The organism is Halomonas sp. CnH100-B (assembly GCF_024124605.1).
Taxonomy (GTDB): domain Bacteria; phylum Pseudomonadota; class Gammaproteobacteria; order Pseudomonadales; family Halomonadaceae; genus Vreelandella.
In genome coordinates this window covers 151,370-167,559 of sequence record NZ_JAMXRX010000002.1, presented here as the reverse complement: position 1 = coordinate 167,559, position 16,190 = coordinate 151,370, and the positions used below count along the sequence as shown (strand labels likewise).

Genomic DNA, 16,190 nt, shown 5'->3' with positions numbered 1-16,190 from the left:
GATTAAGCCGTTAATAGGCAAGGCGAGCGATAAATTGGCGGGCAAACTCGACCACCACGGCTTCGGCTTCCCGGTGAGGAATATGACCGATGCCGGGTAGCATTTCGCAGTGAGCGGAGCCTTGGGTATAGCGGGCAATACGCTCTGGCTGACGATGAGACCCGTACTCGTCTTTTTCGCCATGCAGCACGAGTGACGGGCACTGTACTTGTTCAAGCGCAGGGATGAGTGACCACTCTGCAAACGCGGGGCTTAGCCATGTGTCCACCCAGGCGTTGAGTACCCAGCGGGCTTTGTCGCCGTGGTACCTAGCCAGCTTGGCGAACTGTTCCGGCGCCTGAAAGGCAACGTTTGCCTCCTCGATCCCCTGCCGTGTGCGGTTTTCGTTAAACGCTTGGGCCGCAATGGTTATCAGCCCTTGGCACTGATCCGGGTAACCCCCAGCACAGTGCACCGCCATGCAGCCCCCAACGCTATGGCCCAGAGCGATAAAGCGTGTGATTGGGTAGGCCTCGCGCAGTGCAGCAAAGCTCCCCGTGGGTTCATCGTCGATAAAACTCAGCGGCAAAGGCGCTGAGTACGCATCGGAGCGGCCAAAGCCAAGCCGGTCGTAAGCAATGACCGGCTGCCGTGTTGCCGCACACAGCGCGGCGGGGAAGCTGCGCCATAGATCTACACAGCCCAGAGAATCATGGAACAGCACGATCGGAACGTCCGAGCGAGCACTGTGTGGTTCCCAAGTTCGCGTGAATATTCGACCACTGGTTGTATTCACCCAGCGGTCATGGTGATGAATGGCGGGCGTTTGCGTCATAGCATTGCTCTTACTATTGTCGGTTTGTCATGAGCCGCTGCCAACATAGCACGCGATAACCCTGCTAGCGTTTTAAGAAGTTACTTTTGACTAAGTGAACGACCTCGTCCATGCGCCCGCTCAACACGGCTTTAGCGGAGTAGAGCGCTGTTGAAGCGACCTGCCCGGCCTCTACCTTAGGAGGCATCACCAGCTCCATGGGGTTCACCACCACATCTAATAAGGCAGGCCCCGGCTGGGCAAGCCACTGGCTAATCGCGACATCCAGTTCGGCCTCCTGCTCGACCCGGCGACCCCATAACCCCATGGCGGTGGCGACTTCGCCAAAGTTGGGGTTTTTAAGCTCCGTGTAAGCATCGAGCAACCCTTCTACTTTTTGCTCTAATTCCACGAAGCTTAGAGAGCTGTTGTTATACACCACGATTTTTAGCGGAATTTGCTGCTGCACTAAAGTTAATAAATCCCCCATCAGCATGGTTAACCCGCCATCTCCGCACATGGCAATCACTTGGCGGTGGGGATACGTCAACTGAATCCCCAACGCCTGGGGATACGCATTGGCCATGGTGCCGTGCTGCAAACTCGCCAGGGTGCGCCGCTGCTGGGAGGAGCGAATATGGCGCAGCATCCATACGTTGACGCTACCGGTATCAGCCGTAAAAAAGGCATTCTCCGCCGCGTGGCGGTCAATGGCCAACGTCAGCTCTTGTGGGTGAATCACTTGGCTATCGCGGCTTTGATGGGCCGATTTTTCCAACGACTTGGCGTAGCGCTTGCGACACTTATCTAGCCAGTGGCTGCGCGTATTCTCCTTAACAACTTGACTGAGCGCCTCGCAGGTATCCCGCGTGCTGCCGACGATGCCCACGTCTACCGGGTAACGCTTGCCGATATGCGTAGGGTCTTGGTCTACCTGAATAATCGTCGCACGCTCTGGGTAGAACTGGCTAAACGCAAAATTACAGCCGAGTAGCAGCAAGGTGTCGCACTCGGCCACCGCGTGATAGCCGCCTTCCAGGCCATACACGCCCGTCATGCCAACGTGATAGGGGTTGTCGTGCTCTATGAAATCCTTCGCCCGAGAGGTCCAGGCAATCGGGGCCTGCAGTTTTTCCGCTAGGGCGATCACCTGCTCCCGCGCATCCTCGCAGCCAGCGCCAGCAAAAATGGTGATGTTGCCACCTTTATTGAGCTGCTCGACGGCGGGCACCAGCGCTTGTGCCGTTGGCCGTAGCGAGTAGCTAAACCGATGCGTGCGATAGCCCAACTGATTATCCGGCGTTTGCGTCATCACATCACCCGGTACGATCAGCACCGCAACGCCGCGCTTGGCAAGCGCCGCCTGGGCGGCTAGCGCGGCCATACGGCGCGCCTGCTCGGCAGAGACAACGGTTTCACAAAACACGCTGTACTGTTTGAAAATGGCGCTTTGATCGACTTCCTGGGGAAATTGGCTACCGGTATCACTAAGCCCAATTTGCGAGGCGATGAGCACCACGGGAGAGCCATTACGGTGAGCATCAAACAGCCCGTTCACAAAATGCAGGCTACCCGGGCCGCAGGAACCTGCGCATAGCGCTAGTTCCTGGGTCATATACGCCTCGCCACCGGCTGCAAAACCACCCACTTCTTCGTGACGGACGCCAATCCACTGGATATCGCTTTGCCGTAACGCGTCCGTAAAGTGGTTCAGCGTATCGCCCACGACACCATAGCAGCGCTTAGCACCTGCGCTTTGCAGTGTTTCGACGATGATCTCGGCAACGTTTGCGCTCATGTGCGACTCCTTTCGCAGGGAAATGACAATTCAGCCTACCTAGCCTAGCCCGAGACGCGCCACTTTGCCGAACGTCAGGAGAACGCCTATTGATGCTGCAACGCAACATCAATAGGCCTACACTGTTAAGGGCGTCCCACAGGAGGACCTTGCCATGATCGTCACCCACCTCACCCCGCCTGTCAGCGATGACGTGCTGGCATTCTGGCACTGCCAGGCACAGTGGCTACGCGCCGCCAATGATGCCATCGCCGATTTTTACGGCTAGCTAGCGCTTTTTGCGCCGGTTTCCATCTCGTTAGACGAAAAGATAACCCTCCAAGCCGACACGCCATGTCGGCTTTTTTGTATTATGAAAATCTTTTCCATTCAACAAGCTAGCCAAACAGGCGCCCCTCTCACGACGATTTGTAAGCTATTTCTTACGCGCAATGGCAGATCACTTACATCTTTTGGACTAGTCACGCCGGAGGAAAGCGCCTAATATTCATATCACAGCTATTTTACTGCATTGCACAACGCAAGCTGTGTATAACAAAAACGATTCCTCTCCCCCCTGTACCAGGAGTGTTCGCCATGAAAGATGCCACGTCTCAAAAATCGGCCATGGAAGTCGATGTGATGGAAGTATGGGCAAAACGTGCTCAGCAGCAGCGCGCTGCGTTCGATGCCCTCGCCGCCTACATGCGCCAGCAATAAGGCGCTTCCCGCGTCTCGGTCAATGCGCTTTGGCCGTTGACCGAGATGCGGGTCATTTACTCCCACCCTCCTTCTTCGTCTGGCTGCTGTCCTAGCTGCGCCAAATACGTCTCTTGCAAGATGTACATGCGCTTTACATCACGGTATTTGCCGTTGATGAAGAACTCCTGCACCAAGTGCCCCTCTTCGATGAACCCGCTCTCTTCATAGAGATGAATCGCTTTGACGTTCTGCACTGCGACGATCAAGTAGACCTTATGCAGATTCAAAATCGTGAAGGAGTAGTGCAGTGCCTGACGAATCAGTGAGCGCGCAAACCCTTTCCCCTGGTGCTCGGGCGTTATGATGATCTGAAACTCGGCACTGCGATGGATGTAATCGATTTCGATCAGCTCCACCAAGCCAATCGCGTTACCGGCGCTGTCCTCGGCCACGAAGCGCCGCTCGGCGTTGTCGTGGATGTGCTTGTTGTACAGCTCTTCGAGTTCATCGAAGGATTCGTAAGGCTCCTCAAACCAGTAAGACATGATGCTCTGGTTGTTATTGAGTTCATGGACGAAGCGCAAATCATTGCGCTCCAGGGCACGAAGGAACAGGGCGGGACTCATGACAAACACTCACTTATTCATCAAACGATGCGATACGGCAGGAAGGTCATCTTAACGACGAGTACGAACGCATGAGAGGCGTTCGTACTCGTAGTGTAGCGTCTTATCAGCGACGCGTTGATGCCCGTGGGCGCTAGCGCTGAAATGAGAACAGCGCGCGCAAAGGGTGATCGCGCCCTTCGATCAACGCCCGCAGCAGTTGGGCACCTATCATACTGTAAGTAATCCCGTTTCCCCCGTACGCCATGGCGAAATGAACCCTTGGCCCCAGCGCCTCATGAGGTCCGAAATAGGGCAAGCCGTCGTCGGTTTCTGCGAACGTGCCGCCCCAGCAAAACGTCGGATTGATCTCAAGGTCCGGCCAGAGCGCTTCTACCTTGGCCGCCAGCGTTCGCGCTTTCTCCATCACCCGGGCGTCGCGGCGCTCGGCGATGTCTTCATCGTCATCCTCTCCGCCGATCAATAGTCGCCCCTCCTGAGTAGAACGCAGATAGAGATACGGCCGCGCAGACTCCCACACCAGCGTGTGTCCCAGCTTGCCCATTACCTCGCGGGGTAAGGGGTCGGTCACGAACGCATAGCTGCTGCGATTGGCCGCCACGGGCTCCGGCAACCACGTTTGGCTTTCGTAACCGGCGGCGATGACGACCTGTTGGCTGCGTAGCGTTGCCCCATTGCGCAATACGACGCTCACTCCTTCGCCGTCCGGCGTTAGCTGCTCCACCTGGGTGCGATCGAACACCTGGCTGCCGCGTCGGACGACGTTTTCCAATAGGTGATATGCCATGCGGTAAGGGTCGGCACGGGCGGCCAGCGAGGAGAGAATCGCCCCTGGCGCAGAAAAGCCGTAGTCCGCCTCGATCGTGCGCTGATCCAGCCAAGCGACATCGAAGCCAAAGCGCTTGCGCATCGTAAGTTCAGCGCTCAAGGCAGCGACATCCGCCTCCTGACTCGCAAAGTAGAGGCTCTCCTGGCGGCTGAACGCGACGTTGCCCAACTCGGCAGCCAAGCGCTCCAGGGACACAATCGCCTCGGCACAGCCTCGATAAGCCATCACGGCATTGGCCTCACCGTACTGCTCGGCCAAATGCACCATATGGGTGTCTATTTCATACTGCAGCAGCGCCGTACTGGCGGCAGAGCTTCCCCAGCCAACGTCCCGCCGTTCGAGCACCGCCACCTGATGGCCGTGGCGGCTAAGCTCATCGGCGATCAAAGCACCGGTGATACCTCCACCAATGATCACTGTGTCTACATTGAGATCTTGAGTAAGCTGAGGAAACGGCGCTAACAAGCCATTTTTTACCGTCCAGAACGGATAACCACTTTTAAGATCCATCTTATTGCCTATGCTGGATTGCCATACGGTCAGACCGGGCAGATAAACGTTGGGTGTCGTGCCCATTAACCATAGTGGGTTATCGGCATCATGCCCTGTCCCACTCCCCAACCAGGAGTCGTTCGATGACGATTGATTTACGTAGCGATACGGTGACACGCCCTACCGCCGCCATGCGAGACGCCATGATGTCGGCGCCGCTGGGCGACGATGTGTGGGGCGACGACCCGACGGTGAATGCCTTTCAAGCCACGCTGGCCGAGCGTGCAGGCAAAGAAGCCGCGCTGCTATTCCCCAGCGGCACCCAGAGCAACCTGGTGGCTTTGATGGCCCACTGCGAGCGGGGTGATGAGTACATCGTTGGCCAGAGCGCCCACACCTATCGCTATGAAGGGGGCGGTGCCGCCGTGTTGGGCAGCATTCAACCGCAGCCGATCGAGAACGCCCCAGACGGCAGCCTGCCGCTCGAAAAAGTCGCTGCCGCCGTCAAAGCCGACGATTTTCACTTTGCCCGCACCCGGCTGCTCGCGCTGGAGAACACCATAGGCGGCAAGGTACTGCCTGCCGAGTACGTGCAGCAGGCCACCGCGCTGGCTCGAGAACATGGTCTGGCCACCCACCTAGACGGTGCCCGGCTCTTCAATGCCGCCGTCGCGACGGATACCTCACTCACGCAGCTCTGCCAGCCCTTCGACAGCGTATCGCTATGCTTTTCGAAAGGGTTAGGTACACCCATGGGCTCGGCACTCGTTGGCTCTCAGGCACTGATCGACCGCGCCCGGCGCTGGCGTAAAGTAGTGGGAGGTGGAATGCGCCAGGCAGGCATTATTGCCGCGGCCTGCCAGCACGCGCTGGATCGACACGTAGCGGATTTGGCACACGATCACCGCCGCGCGGCCCGCTTGGCAGAAGGCTTGGCCGCCTTTCCCGCCATTGAGGTGACCTCACAGGCCACCAATATGGTGTTTGTTCAGATCGACAAAGCGCATATCGCGCCGCTGGCCGCTTGGCTCAAGGAACATGGCGTGCTGATAGAGCTGCTCTACGCCACACGGATGGTGGTGCATCGTGATATCAGCGACAGCGATATTGAGCAGGTGCTGGATATCATCAAGCGCTACTTCGATCAGGCGTAACGCGTCAATCAACCCCTACAAAAGCGCCGAGCCGAGCGCGAGGTGCACCGCGATGGCGGCCATCATTAGGCCAATCAGCCCATCGATGGTGCGCCATGCCGCAGGGCGGGAGAGCCAGGGCGACAGCGCCGCGCCACCCCAGGCCAGCAAGCTGAACCAGAGAATCGACGCCGTTGACGCCCCGGCGACGAACACACCGGCGCTCTCCTGCTGGGCACCAATGGCGGGAATTAACAGCAGCGTATCGAGGTAGACTTGCGGGTTGAGCACCGTCACCGCCAGCGTCGCCAGTAAAACGCCGCGCAGGCTACGTGCTTTGGCGCTGTTGGCTTTCAAGCCTTCGCGGCCGCTGGCAGCGCGCCATAGCGCTTGTGCCGCTAGCCAGCTCAAAAATAGCACGCCTACCCAGCGCATGGCTTCCATGGCATTGGGCATGGTGAGCAAAAACGCGCTGGCACCAAACATACCCGCCGTGAGCAGGATGATATCCGCGCTTATACACAGCCCCGCCGACCACCAGTGGTACTCGCGGCGAACGGCCAGCCCCAGCACGTAGGCGTTCTGCGCCCCAATCGCCATGATGATACCGCCGCAAACTACCAAACCCGTTAAGTAGCTTTCCCACATTGCCATTCGCCTTCTGCTGGAGTGAAGATGGCGACAGGGTAAGGGAAAGCTCACATAACCAAAAATCATCTTGCTAATGGCGCATTAGCACAGCTTATAGCCGTCGTAGCCCCCACATGAAGTAGGCGCCGCCAATCAGCGAGGCCACCAAGCCTGCGGGAATCTCATACGGGAACATGATTTGACGGCCCACCCAGTCGGCCAACACCATCAACAGCATACCGATCAAGGCAGCGCCTACTAAGTGCTGGCGGGCGCGGGAGAAGCCCATTAGCCGGGCCATGTGCGGTGCCAATAAGCCAATGAAGGAGAGCGGCCCCACCACTAGCGTGGCGCAGGCGGTGAGCACAGCGACCAGCAGCAGTAGTGCTAGGCGCGCACGGTTCAGGCCAATGCCCAGCGAACGCGCTGTGGCGGTACCCAGCGGCATGATGTCTAGCCAGCGGGTGAACGGCAGCGATACCAACGCAAGTCCTGCCGCCATACTGCCCACGAGCAGCGCGCTGCCTACATCCACGTAATAAGTAGAGCCTGCCAGCCACGCAATAACCTGCTGGCCGCGCGGGTCACCGCCCGCCAGCAGCACGCTGCGCACCGCATCGAACAGTGCGCTAATCGCTACGCCGCTGAGCAGTAAACGCTCAGGCACAAAGCCACTCTTACGGTTGAGCGCTACCAGCACAAGCAGCGTCGCCAACGCCCCCAGCGTTCCTATCGCCACCAGCATGGCATTGCTGGGAGCGGGGAGCAGATAAATACCTAAAATCAGCGCGATGGCGCAGCCACCACTGATACCCAGCACTTCAGGGCTCGCCATGGGGTTAGCCGAAAGGCGCTGCAGAATAGTACCCGCTATTGCCAGCATCAAACCGCTGGCCGCTGCCGCCATTACGCGCGGAAAGCGCCACTCGATCACTCCCCAATTCGTCGGGGCGATGATGCTCCAGCCGTTTGCCCCTTGCCCCACCAAATGGCCCACCACCATAGCTGCCACCAGCGCTAGCAGTAGCCCTATCGCTAACCGATGGGGCGCGGCGTGGCGCGTGATCACCACGCCGGTTGTCTGGGGAGGTCGGTCGCCCTGCAGTTTAAGGCGCGGAATTAACCACATCAGCAGCGGTGCGCCTAAGGCGCCCGTCAAGGCCCCGGTGGGAATCAGCGTCGCCACCATGCCGGAAAAGCGCTGCAGTAAGAGGTCCGTGGTGGCCAGCAGCACGGCGCCTAACAACGTCGACCAGAGCAAGCGCGCACGCAGCGTGCGTGCCCCCGCCATACGCACGATATTGGGAGCCGCTAAACCAATGAAGCCGATAATACCCACCACACTCACCACGCTACCGGTGATGAAAACCGCCAGCCCTAACCCGGCAAAGCGCAAATGCTTCAGCGAAATCCCCAGGCTTTTGGCGCTGGCGTCGTCTAACTCTAAAACGGCCAAAGGACGCAGCAGCAGCCACGCCGCCAAGCCGCAAATGGCTAGCCTGGGAGCCAACGACGCCACGCCATCCCAACCATTTTGCGCCAGGGAGCCAGCCCCCCAAATCAGCAGCCCCGCCAGGGTTTCATGATTGAACAACAGTAAGGCTGTAGAGAGCGCGCCCAGATAAAGATTGACCACCAACCCCGCCAGTACCACCGCAATGGGCGCCAACCCACGCCGCCACGAAAGTGCAAACACCAGCCCCATAGCGGCAGCGCCACCCAGCAATGCAATCCACTCACTGCCTATCGTAAGCACGCCGGGGGCCAATAGCGTGGCCGCCATCAACGCCAAGTTGGCGCCCGACGCCACGCCCAAGGTGGTGGGCGATGCCAGCGGGTTGCGGAGCACCTGCTGCATCAGCACCCCGGCTAGCGCCAAGCCGCCCCCCGCCAATAGGGCCATCGTAAAGCGCGGCCACCAGGCAAAGTGCAGTAGCAGCTCATCGACGTTATCGAGCGTGGGAAACAGCAGCGCCTGAACACTCTGCGCGATACCGCCCTGCTGCTGAAGGCTCAGCCCCAGCAGCACCATCAACGGCAAGCTCAGCAGTAAGCAGATATGAGCGGGAGAACGGCGGCCCATCAGATGCATGACAATATCCCGTCAACGAGGACAGCGGAGGCACGGGCAGGCATTGTCATTGGCGTGACCTTGGCAATCGAGGAAACAGAAAATAAATCAAAGGGCGAGATTCTAAATGATAAGTATTCACACTACAATCTTGGCTCCGCCCATTACCGCTAAGTCTCGTTATGAAAGCTGCTCTCTCCTCTACACTGTTGCCCACGGCATGGCGCGACACTCCCCATCATTACGGTGTCGTCAGTCGTCTACTGCACTGGCTCACTGCGCTATTAGTGCTTACACAGTTCTTTGTCGTAGTCATGTGGCGTGTGTTTGGCGAAACGAGCGTGACGTTAATGCTGTCACGGTTAGCGCCACACGGAGCGATTGGCCTACTGCTATTGGCAATCACCTTAGCGCGATTAGTCTGGTGGTTTAACCAGCGTGGTCAGCGGCCTCGGCAGCTGCGCACGTTACGTGGCCGGCTGGCTAGCGCCGTGCATGGCTTGTTTTATGTGCTGTTGATGCTGATTTCCAGTCTTGGATTAATCAGAAACTACGCCGGCGGCTGGCCACTCAAGGTCTATGGTATTGAGGTGATTCCTGGTGCAGAAAACAACCTCCCAGCGCTTATGCTCCCTGCCGACCTGCTGCACAGCCCTCTTTCTTGGTTACTACTCCTGCTGGTCGTCGGGCATATCGTGATGGCCATCGCACACAAACGCCTGCCGTTGATGACAAAAGCAGGCGCACGATCACGGAAAGATTTCTAAATGATAACTATTAACGATACAATACGCTTTTCATTAGCGCGATGTCCGCTCGGCCAGGAGTGACGCATGTTTAACGTTCAGGGTGCCACCTTCGCCATCAACGGCAAGCCCCTTCTTCAACCGATTCACCATACTTTTGAAGAAGGCAAGGTGTATGGCCTGATTGGCCATAACGGCTCTGGCAAATCGACGCTGATCAAGCTGCTGGCGCAGCAGCAGCCCGTCAGTGAAGGCGATATTCATTTTGATGAACGCCCTTTGCAGGCGTGGGGGCATCGTGAGTTTGCCCGTCAAGTTGCCTACCTGCCCCAGCATCTACCCAGTGCCGAAAATCTCACCGGACGCGAGCTGGTGGCGTTTGGGCGTTACCCCTGGCACGGTCTACTAGGTCGCCATAATCAAACAGACAAAGAGGCGATTGAGCGGGCGATTGCCCTCACCCACACGGAAGCCTTCGCCGACCGCTTGGTAGATACGCTTTCAGGCGGTGAACGCCAACGGGTGTGGCTCGCCATGCTGATCGCCCAAGGCAGCCGTTTTTTACTGCTGGATGAGCCGCTCGCAGCGCTGGATATCGCCCACCAAATGGAGGTATTGGCGCTGATTCGTAAGCTCTGCGACGAGCTGAATCTGGGCGTGATCATCGTGCTTCACGACATCAACATGGCCTCGCGCTACTGCGATGAGCTCATGGCGCTTCACAGCGGCCGCCTGCTAGCCCACGGCAAGCCCGATGCTCTGATGCAAAACGACACGTTGGAAGCCATTTACGGGCTACCCATGCAGGTCATGCAGCATCCAAACGGCGGGCACCGCATAGCCGTGGCGCAATAATGGCCATGGCTGGAAGACGAGTCGTTCTCAATTAACTCTTCAACTGATAAGCATTATCGCTTATGCTGGCGCTCTACCCACGTGCGCTTATCACGTCTTGGAGTTCGGTTATGCCTCTCGCCTTGCGCCAGCCCGACACCGCCCTGCCACTGTCTCTTGCTGATTGCTATCAGGGGCCGCTTGAGCACTTTACGCCGCCATTGATCGGTGGTGCGGTGCCGCATGGGGCTATCAAGGCATCTCGTTGGCGCAACGCTGCGCTGCTTGAAGAGGATATGGCGTGCTACGCCAGCCGCTACCCCGGCGGCGACAAGCGAGCCATTGCCTCGCTTTGGTCGAAGTGGCACTTCAGCACCGTCACCGTTCCCACGCTGACGGCTCATCTGCTGCTGAACCGCGACCTACCCGTCGGGCTGGACGATCTCTATGTGATCCAAAATGAAGAAGGCTGCACTCAAGGGCTTTGGCTTCCCCATGAAGGCGAGCACTTTGCCACCCAGGACACCACCGAGCGCTTTACCACGCTCATCGAGCAGCACTGGGCACCGCTCATCGAGCGCCTCTCGGCCATTTCTGGAGCCGCGCCACGGGTGTTTTGGAGCAATGCAGGCGGCTACGTGGATTACTACGTTAACGCCCTAGCCGCGCATCCTTTGGTTAACCAAGAAGCCCTGGCCGCCACGCGCGCGCTGCTGGAATCGCGCACCCTCAACGGGCAGCGCAACCCGCTATTCGAGCCAGTGCGTACGTATCAGCCCAGCGGCAGTGAAGAGCTCAAGCGGGTGCGCAAGCTCTGCTGCCTGCGCTACCTGCTCGATGAGTTTGACGTATGCGGTAATTGCCCGCTAGAAGGGTGCGACCGCCAGGCGCGGCGCAAAGGGTAAGCCGCTCATTACGAGCTGATCTGCGCCACCGCGTCCTCACTGGCCTGTGCCCGCTGCTCTCCCGTCAGCTCACTCAGCTGCCCCTTGGACATCTCCAGTAAACGATCCGCATGGACGAAGTAGCTGTCGTCGTGGCTAATGGCAAACACGGTTTTGCCCATTGCTTTCAAGTGGGGTAACAGTTCGCGGTAAAACAGCCGCCTGAACTGCGGGTCCTGGTCCGCTGCCCACTCATCCAGCAGCAAAATATCCCGCTCTTCGGCAATCGCCAGCAGCAGTGCCAAGCGCTTGCGCTGCCCTTGCGAGAGCTGAGTATTCACCACCCGGTCATCGTGCCACTCAAGCTTATGCTGCATCTGCAGCCGCTCAAGCCAGGTCGCGACCAGCGCGGGGTCGGCCGCTTTGCCACCTGGCCCCATGGCTTGGTCGAACTGATGAAAATCGGTAAAGACGCTGGCAAAGCGTGCCCGAAACGCAGCCCACTCTTGCGGGCTAAGCTCCTTTCCATCCACACTAATTTGGCCACTTTGCGGGCGGTACAACCCTGACAGCAGACGCGCTAGCGTCGATTTACCGCTGCCGTTGCCGCCAATCAGAAATACCTGCTCGCCACGCGCCAGCGTGAGATTGAGCGGTCCCACCTGGAAGCCTTCGCCCCCGGAGGACGGCGTGTAGCGATACACCACGTTAGTGAGCGTTAAGCGCTGCCAGTCGTGGAAGCGATCTTCCACATCAAAGCCCGGCTGGTACTCCGCTAGCTCCAGGCTGGCCAGTTTATCGAACGCCACCTGGGCGCTGATTAACGTGGGCCATGCGCCTACGGCTTGAATCAAGGGCGTGCGTAAAAACAGCAGGGTTAGAGCAAAGGTGGCTGCCACCGCCGAGCTTGCCCAGCCCAGCACGTTGGCCATGAAGAACACCACGCCAATGGCGCCCAGCATCATGATATTGGACCAGTTATTGGCGCTGAGATGGTAGGTATCCGCACGAATGATGTGGTGGCGGTACGCTTTGGCGTTCTCCGTGTAGGATTCATCAAAAAAGCGCCGCGCACGGTCACGGTTAAGCGCCAGCTCTTTGCGGCCCTCGATCGCCGATTGATAATCCTTGTACAGTCGATCCTCGCTTTCGCGCACCTGATGGAAGTGGCGATACACTTTCGATACCAGCACCCAGCCAACGCCCATGGTGAAGGCCATCCACAGCACGGTGATCACCACCATCTGCGGCGAGAGCCACGCAAGGTACGCCACCGAGGCCAGCGTCAGCACTACGCCCTGCACCAGCTCCGGCAGGCGCACGAAGCCGATGGTGATATTGCGCACATCGCTGGAGAGACTTGCCAATAGCGTCGCGTTGCCAAGCTGCTCTAACCGTTCGATATCGGTATCCAAAATCCGCTTCACCAGCCGGGAGCGCAGATCGAAGACGAAGTAGTGGCCCAGCAAGGTAAGCGCTAGCTGCGTGCCCAGCGTGACCGCCAGCAGCAGCGCCAATAGCCCTAAAAACTGGGGCAATGCGGAGAGGGCACTGCCCGCTTCGATCAGCCGCTGGTTGATGAACGCAATCACCCCCACCCCTAGCCCAGCACTCACTAGGCTCAGCACCAGTGCGCCTAGAAACGGCCAGCGGTAGTGACGAAAAACCACCCGCAATAATTCCATGCTGCATCCCCTTTACGCGTAAGCAGCGAATTGTGACGCACTTCCTCGGCAAGTCAAACAAAGAGACTGATTTTCATTTACGCAACGTGACGTGCACGTCTTTACTCACCGTTGTGGGGTTGGTTAACTGCCCTAGCCAACAACAGAGAGAACGCCATGGTGGATTACAAATTACTGCATGCCCTTGCCACCGTGGTGGAGTGCGGCGGCTTCGAGCGGGCAGGCGATGTGATGGGATTGTCGCAATCGGCCGTTTCACAACGAGTGAAAGCGCTAGAAGTTCGCCTGGGCCAGCCGGTGCTGGTGCGCCATCCCACTCTTGCCCCCACCCCTGCGGGCCAGCGATTACTCGCCCATTACCAGCAGGTGCAGCTGTTGGAGCGCGATTTACACGACGCCCTACCGACCCTGGAAAGAGCCGCCCCTCGGCTCCGCATCGCCGTGAATGCCGATAGCGTCGTCACCTGGTGGGCCGACGCTGTGGCGGATATCTGCCAATCGGAGGAGGTGCTGCTCGACCTGGTCATCGAGGACCAGGACGTGGGGTTGAAGCGCTTGCGGGATGGCGACGTCGCCGCCTGCTTATGCGCCACGCCCCAACCGATCGCCGGTGCGCGCTGCCTGCACGTGGGAGACATGCTTTATCAGCCGCTGGCATCGCCCAGCTACGTCGCACGCTTTTTTCCAGAAGGCCCTAGCGTAGAGGCTTTTCAAAAAGCCCCGGCCATCGTCTTTGGCCCCCACGACCAGCTACAGCACCAGTTTTTGGCCCAGTGCGGCTACCAGGGGCACTTTCCTTACCATTTGTGCCCCTCGTCAGAGGGCTTTGTGCGCTTGGCCATGGCGGGCATTGGGTACGGCATGATTCCGCAGCGCCAAGCTGCCGAACAGTTGCAATCAGGCCAACTGGTGAGTATCGCGCCGGGGCACGGGTTAACCGTACCGCTCTACTGGCACTTTTGGCGACATAGCGGGCAGTTGATTCAGCGACTCACTGAAAGTCTGAACCGTCTCACGCTTTAGCATCATTCTCATCTGCTGGGAGGGAATCACGGCTACACTCAAAGTGGTTTTGGATGACCCACGCCATCCTACCCGCACCACGAAGGCGTCGTTCTTTCGCCCTTTCGTTAGCGATCAGGGTTTCCTGAGCGGAGTAAAAACATCACAAAAGCGAACGCTATGGATGCTCACGGTTGGTTAAAGCGCTTACTGCTCTGTCTCGTTGTCCTCTCGTTCAGTGGGTGCCTTCAGGCAAGCGCCGCGAATACGCTGTCGATCTCTCCTGAACACGCCCGCTACTCGCTCAACGACGTCACTCGCTACTGGCACACCGAGACACCGCTAACGCTACGTGACGTGCTGGCCCACACGAAGGACTTTCAACCCGTCACGAGCGATGACGACTTACACCTCGGCTATACCCAAGGCGACACGTGGCTGACCGCTCGCTTGCACAACGCCTCGCCCCGCCCGGCCACCTGGCTGGTAACGTTCGAATATCCTTTTTTGGATGTCGTCACGCTTTACACCCTGAGAGCGCAGTTTAGCGAGGTGCAGCAAAGCGGCAGTGCGCTACCGCTCTCGGCGCGCGCGCTCGCCCACCGACAGGCGGTCTTTCCGGTGATGCTCGCCGGTGGCGAAACCGTCACGCTGTACAGCCAAGTCACCGCCGCCGGGAGTAAGGTATTGAATTACAGCGTGATGACGCCGGACAGTTTCTATACCCAAAACGATCGCCACAACTTTTGGCTAGCCACGTACTTCGGCATGCTGCTGGCGCTGGGTGTGTATAACTTTCTGCTCTTTTTGGGTCTCAAGGAGCGCGTCTTTCTCTACTACGCGCTGTTTAGCTTTGGTTTTACTCTGGCGATCTTGACCTTCAATGGCCTGGGAACCCTGATCTTCTGGAGCGCTCTCGGCGAGCACACCGCGCGGCTCGTGGCCATTGGTTTCACGTTTGCCTCGGCCATGGCCACGCTGTTCGCCCAGAGTTTTCTCAACACGTGGCGCTATAGCCCCCGCTGGCACCGTATGCTGTCAGGCTGCCGAATGATCTACTGGGTCGCACTGCTCGCCACCCTGCTGCTACCCATACAATACGCGCTACGCTTGATGGATGTGGTTGGGTTCAGCGCGTCGCTGCTGCTGTTAGTATGTGGAATTTACTGCAGTTGGCGACGCGTGCCGAGCGCTCGCCTGTTCGTGGTCGCGTGGTCGATTTTTTTACTCGGCGCGGCCGTGTTCGCGCTGCGCAACATGAGCATACTGCCTGCGAACTTCGTCACGCTGCATGGCATTCAGATCGGCTCGGCCATCGAGATGCTGCTGCTCTCCTTTGCCTTGGCAGCGCGGTTCAACAAACTGAAATGGCAAAAAGAGCGCGCCCAGGCCAACACCGTCGCCATGCTCAAGAAGCAGGAAGCCGCCTTGGAAGCCAAAGTCGCTGCCCGCACTCATGCGCTAGAGCAGCTTGCCAACCACGACATGCTCACGGGGCTACTGAATCGGCACGGCTTGGTGCGCTACGCCGAAGCGGCCCTGGCCCGCAGCCACGACCAACACGAGCCGCTGGCGCTGATTATGTGCGATCTTGATCGCTTCAAACCGATCAATGATCAATTCGGCCACGAAGCGGGAGATTTCGTGCTTCAGCAAGTAGCCAAACGGCTAGCGCACGTGGCTCGAGAAGGCGACCACTGCGCGCGCTTTGGTGGAGATGAGTTCATCTTACTGCTGGAGCACATCCAAGACCCCAGCCTGCTGGACGATATCTGCAGCCGCATCACCCAGGCCGTGAGCGCACCAATTAAGCTGCCCTGCGGCGCGCTGGTGCAGGTCGGTATCAGCATCGGGATGAGCCTTAGCCGCGACGACAACTGCACGCTCGCGCAACTGCTCAAAGAGGCCGATTGCCATATGTACGCGGAGAAATCACGCCAAACCAACCGGTCTTACGGCTATGGTTCGGCGTGATAGGAGGAGAAG

General features: G+C 58.6%; 14 protein-coding genes. 7 read left to right on the top strand and 7 right to left on the bottom strand.

The features are described 5' to 3' along the window. Nucleotides 1-10: 10 nt before the first annotated feature. Nucleotides 11-814, bottom strand: a complete 804-nt coding sequence (locus NH398_RS04310; RefSeq protein ID WP_253016786.1) for an alpha/beta hydrolase — start codon at nucleotides 812-814, stop codon at nucleotides 11-13. Between the two features lie 64 nt (nucleotides 815-878). Next, nucleotides 879-2,591 carry a thiamine pyrophosphate-dependent enzyme gene (locus tag NH398_RS04305; RefSeq protein WP_253016784.1) on the bottom strand — a complete coding sequence of 571 codons (1,713 nt, stop codon included), beginning with the start codon at nucleotides 2,589-2,591 and terminating at the stop codon, nucleotides 879-881. Nucleotides 2,592-3,167: 576 nt separating this feature from the next. On the opposite strand from NH398_RS04305, the gene NH398_RS16720 reads away from it, so the two are divergent. Then, complete coding sequence (locus tag NH398_RS16720) at nucleotides 3,168-3,290, top strand: hypothetical protein (RefSeq protein WP_285262748.1); 123 nt, start codon at nucleotides 3,168-3,170, stop codon at nucleotides 3,288-3,290. 56 nt (nucleotides 3,291-3,346) lie between these two features. Here NH398_RS16720 and speG read toward each other — a convergent pair whose 3' ends face one another. Beyond that, complete coding sequence (gene speG / locus NH398_RS04300; RefSeq protein ID WP_159341331.1) at nucleotides 3,347-3,898, bottom strand: spermidine N1-acetyltransferase; 552 nt, start codon at nucleotides 3,896-3,898, stop codon at nucleotides 3,347-3,349. 133 nt (nucleotides 3,899-4,031) lie between these two features. Then, nucleotides 4,032-5,237, bottom strand: a complete 1,206-nt coding sequence (locus tag NH398_RS04295) for an FAD-dependent oxidoreductase (protein ID WP_253016782.1) — start codon at nucleotides 5,235-5,237, stop codon at nucleotides 4,032-4,034. A gap of 125 nt (nucleotides 5,238-5,362) precedes the next feature. Here NH398_RS04295 and ltaE point away from each other — a divergent pair, with 125 nt between their 5' ends. Next, nucleotides 5,363-6,373 (top strand): low-specificity L-threonine aldolase, encoded by a 1,011-nt coding sequence (gene ltaE / locus NH398_RS04290; RefSeq protein WP_253016780.1) that lies wholly within the window; start codon nucleotides 5,363-5,365, stop codon nucleotides 6,371-6,373. 15 nt (nucleotides 6,374-6,388) lie between these two features. Here ltaE and NH398_RS04285 read toward each other — a convergent pair whose 3' ends face one another. Both NH398_RS04285 and fhuB read right to left on the bottom strand, forming a co-directional pair. Then, nucleotides 6,389-7,000, bottom strand: a complete 612-nt coding sequence (locus tag NH398_RS04285) for a LysE family transporter (protein WP_159341328.1) — start codon at nucleotides 6,998-7,000, stop codon at nucleotides 6,389-6,391. A 94-nt stretch (nucleotides 7,001-7,094) separates the two neighbouring features. After that, the gene (fhuB, locus tag NH398_RS04280) at nucleotides 7,095-9,074 is read right to left on the bottom strand and encodes a Fe(3+)-hydroxamate ABC transporter permease FhuB (RefSeq protein WP_253016778.1); all 1,980 of its coding nucleotides are present in this window, start codon (nucleotides 9,072-9,074) and stop codon (nucleotides 7,095-7,097) included. Nucleotides 9,075-9,235: 161 nt separating this feature from the next. Here fhuB and NH398_RS04275 point away from each other — a divergent pair, with 161 nt between their 5' ends. From NH398_RS04275 to fhuF, 3 genes are all read left to right on the top strand, one after another. Beyond that, on the top strand, nucleotides 9,236-9,820 hold the full coding sequence (locus NH398_RS04275; protein WP_253016776.1) for a cytochrome b/b6 domain-containing protein: 585 nt from the start codon (nucleotides 9,236-9,238) through the stop codon (nucleotides 9,818-9,820). A 66-nt stretch (nucleotides 9,821-9,886) separates the two neighbouring features. Next, nucleotides 9,887-10,654 (top strand): ATP-binding cassette domain-containing protein, encoded by a 768-nt coding sequence (locus tag NH398_RS04270; RefSeq protein ID WP_159341325.1) that lies wholly within the window; start codon nucleotides 9,887-9,889, stop codon nucleotides 10,652-10,654. A gap of 110 nt (nucleotides 10,655-10,764) precedes the next feature. Then, a complete protein-coding gene (gene fhuF, locus NH398_RS04265; protein ID WP_253016774.1) occupies nucleotides 10,765-11,538 on the top strand; it encodes a siderophore-iron reductase FhuF in 774 nt (257 codons plus the stop codon). Nucleotides 11,539-11,546: 8 nt separating this feature from the next. Here the strand turns inward: fhuF and NH398_RS04260 are convergent, their stop codons facing one another. Further along, nucleotides 11,547-13,202, bottom strand: a complete 1,656-nt coding sequence (locus NH398_RS04260; RefSeq protein ID WP_253016772.1) for a multidrug ABC transporter permease/ATP-binding protein — start codon at nucleotides 13,200-13,202, stop codon at nucleotides 11,547-11,549. Nucleotides 13,203-13,358: 156 nt separating this feature from the next. Between NH398_RS04260 and NH398_RS04255 the strand changes: the two genes are divergently transcribed. Both NH398_RS04255 and NH398_RS04250 read left to right on the top strand, forming a co-directional pair. Further along, nucleotides 13,359-14,225: a LysR family transcriptional regulator ArgP gene (locus NH398_RS04255; protein WP_253016770.1), complete on the top strand. Its 867-nt coding sequence runs from the start codon at nucleotides 13,359-13,361 to the stop codon at nucleotides 14,223-14,225. A gap of 159 nt (nucleotides 14,226-14,384) precedes the next feature. Continuing rightward, nucleotides 14,385-16,178: a diguanylate cyclase gene (locus NH398_RS04250; RefSeq protein ID WP_253016769.1), complete on the top strand. Its 1,794-nt coding sequence runs from the start codon at nucleotides 14,385-14,387 to the stop codon at nucleotides 16,176-16,178. Nucleotides 16,179-16,190: the final 12 nt, after the last annotated feature.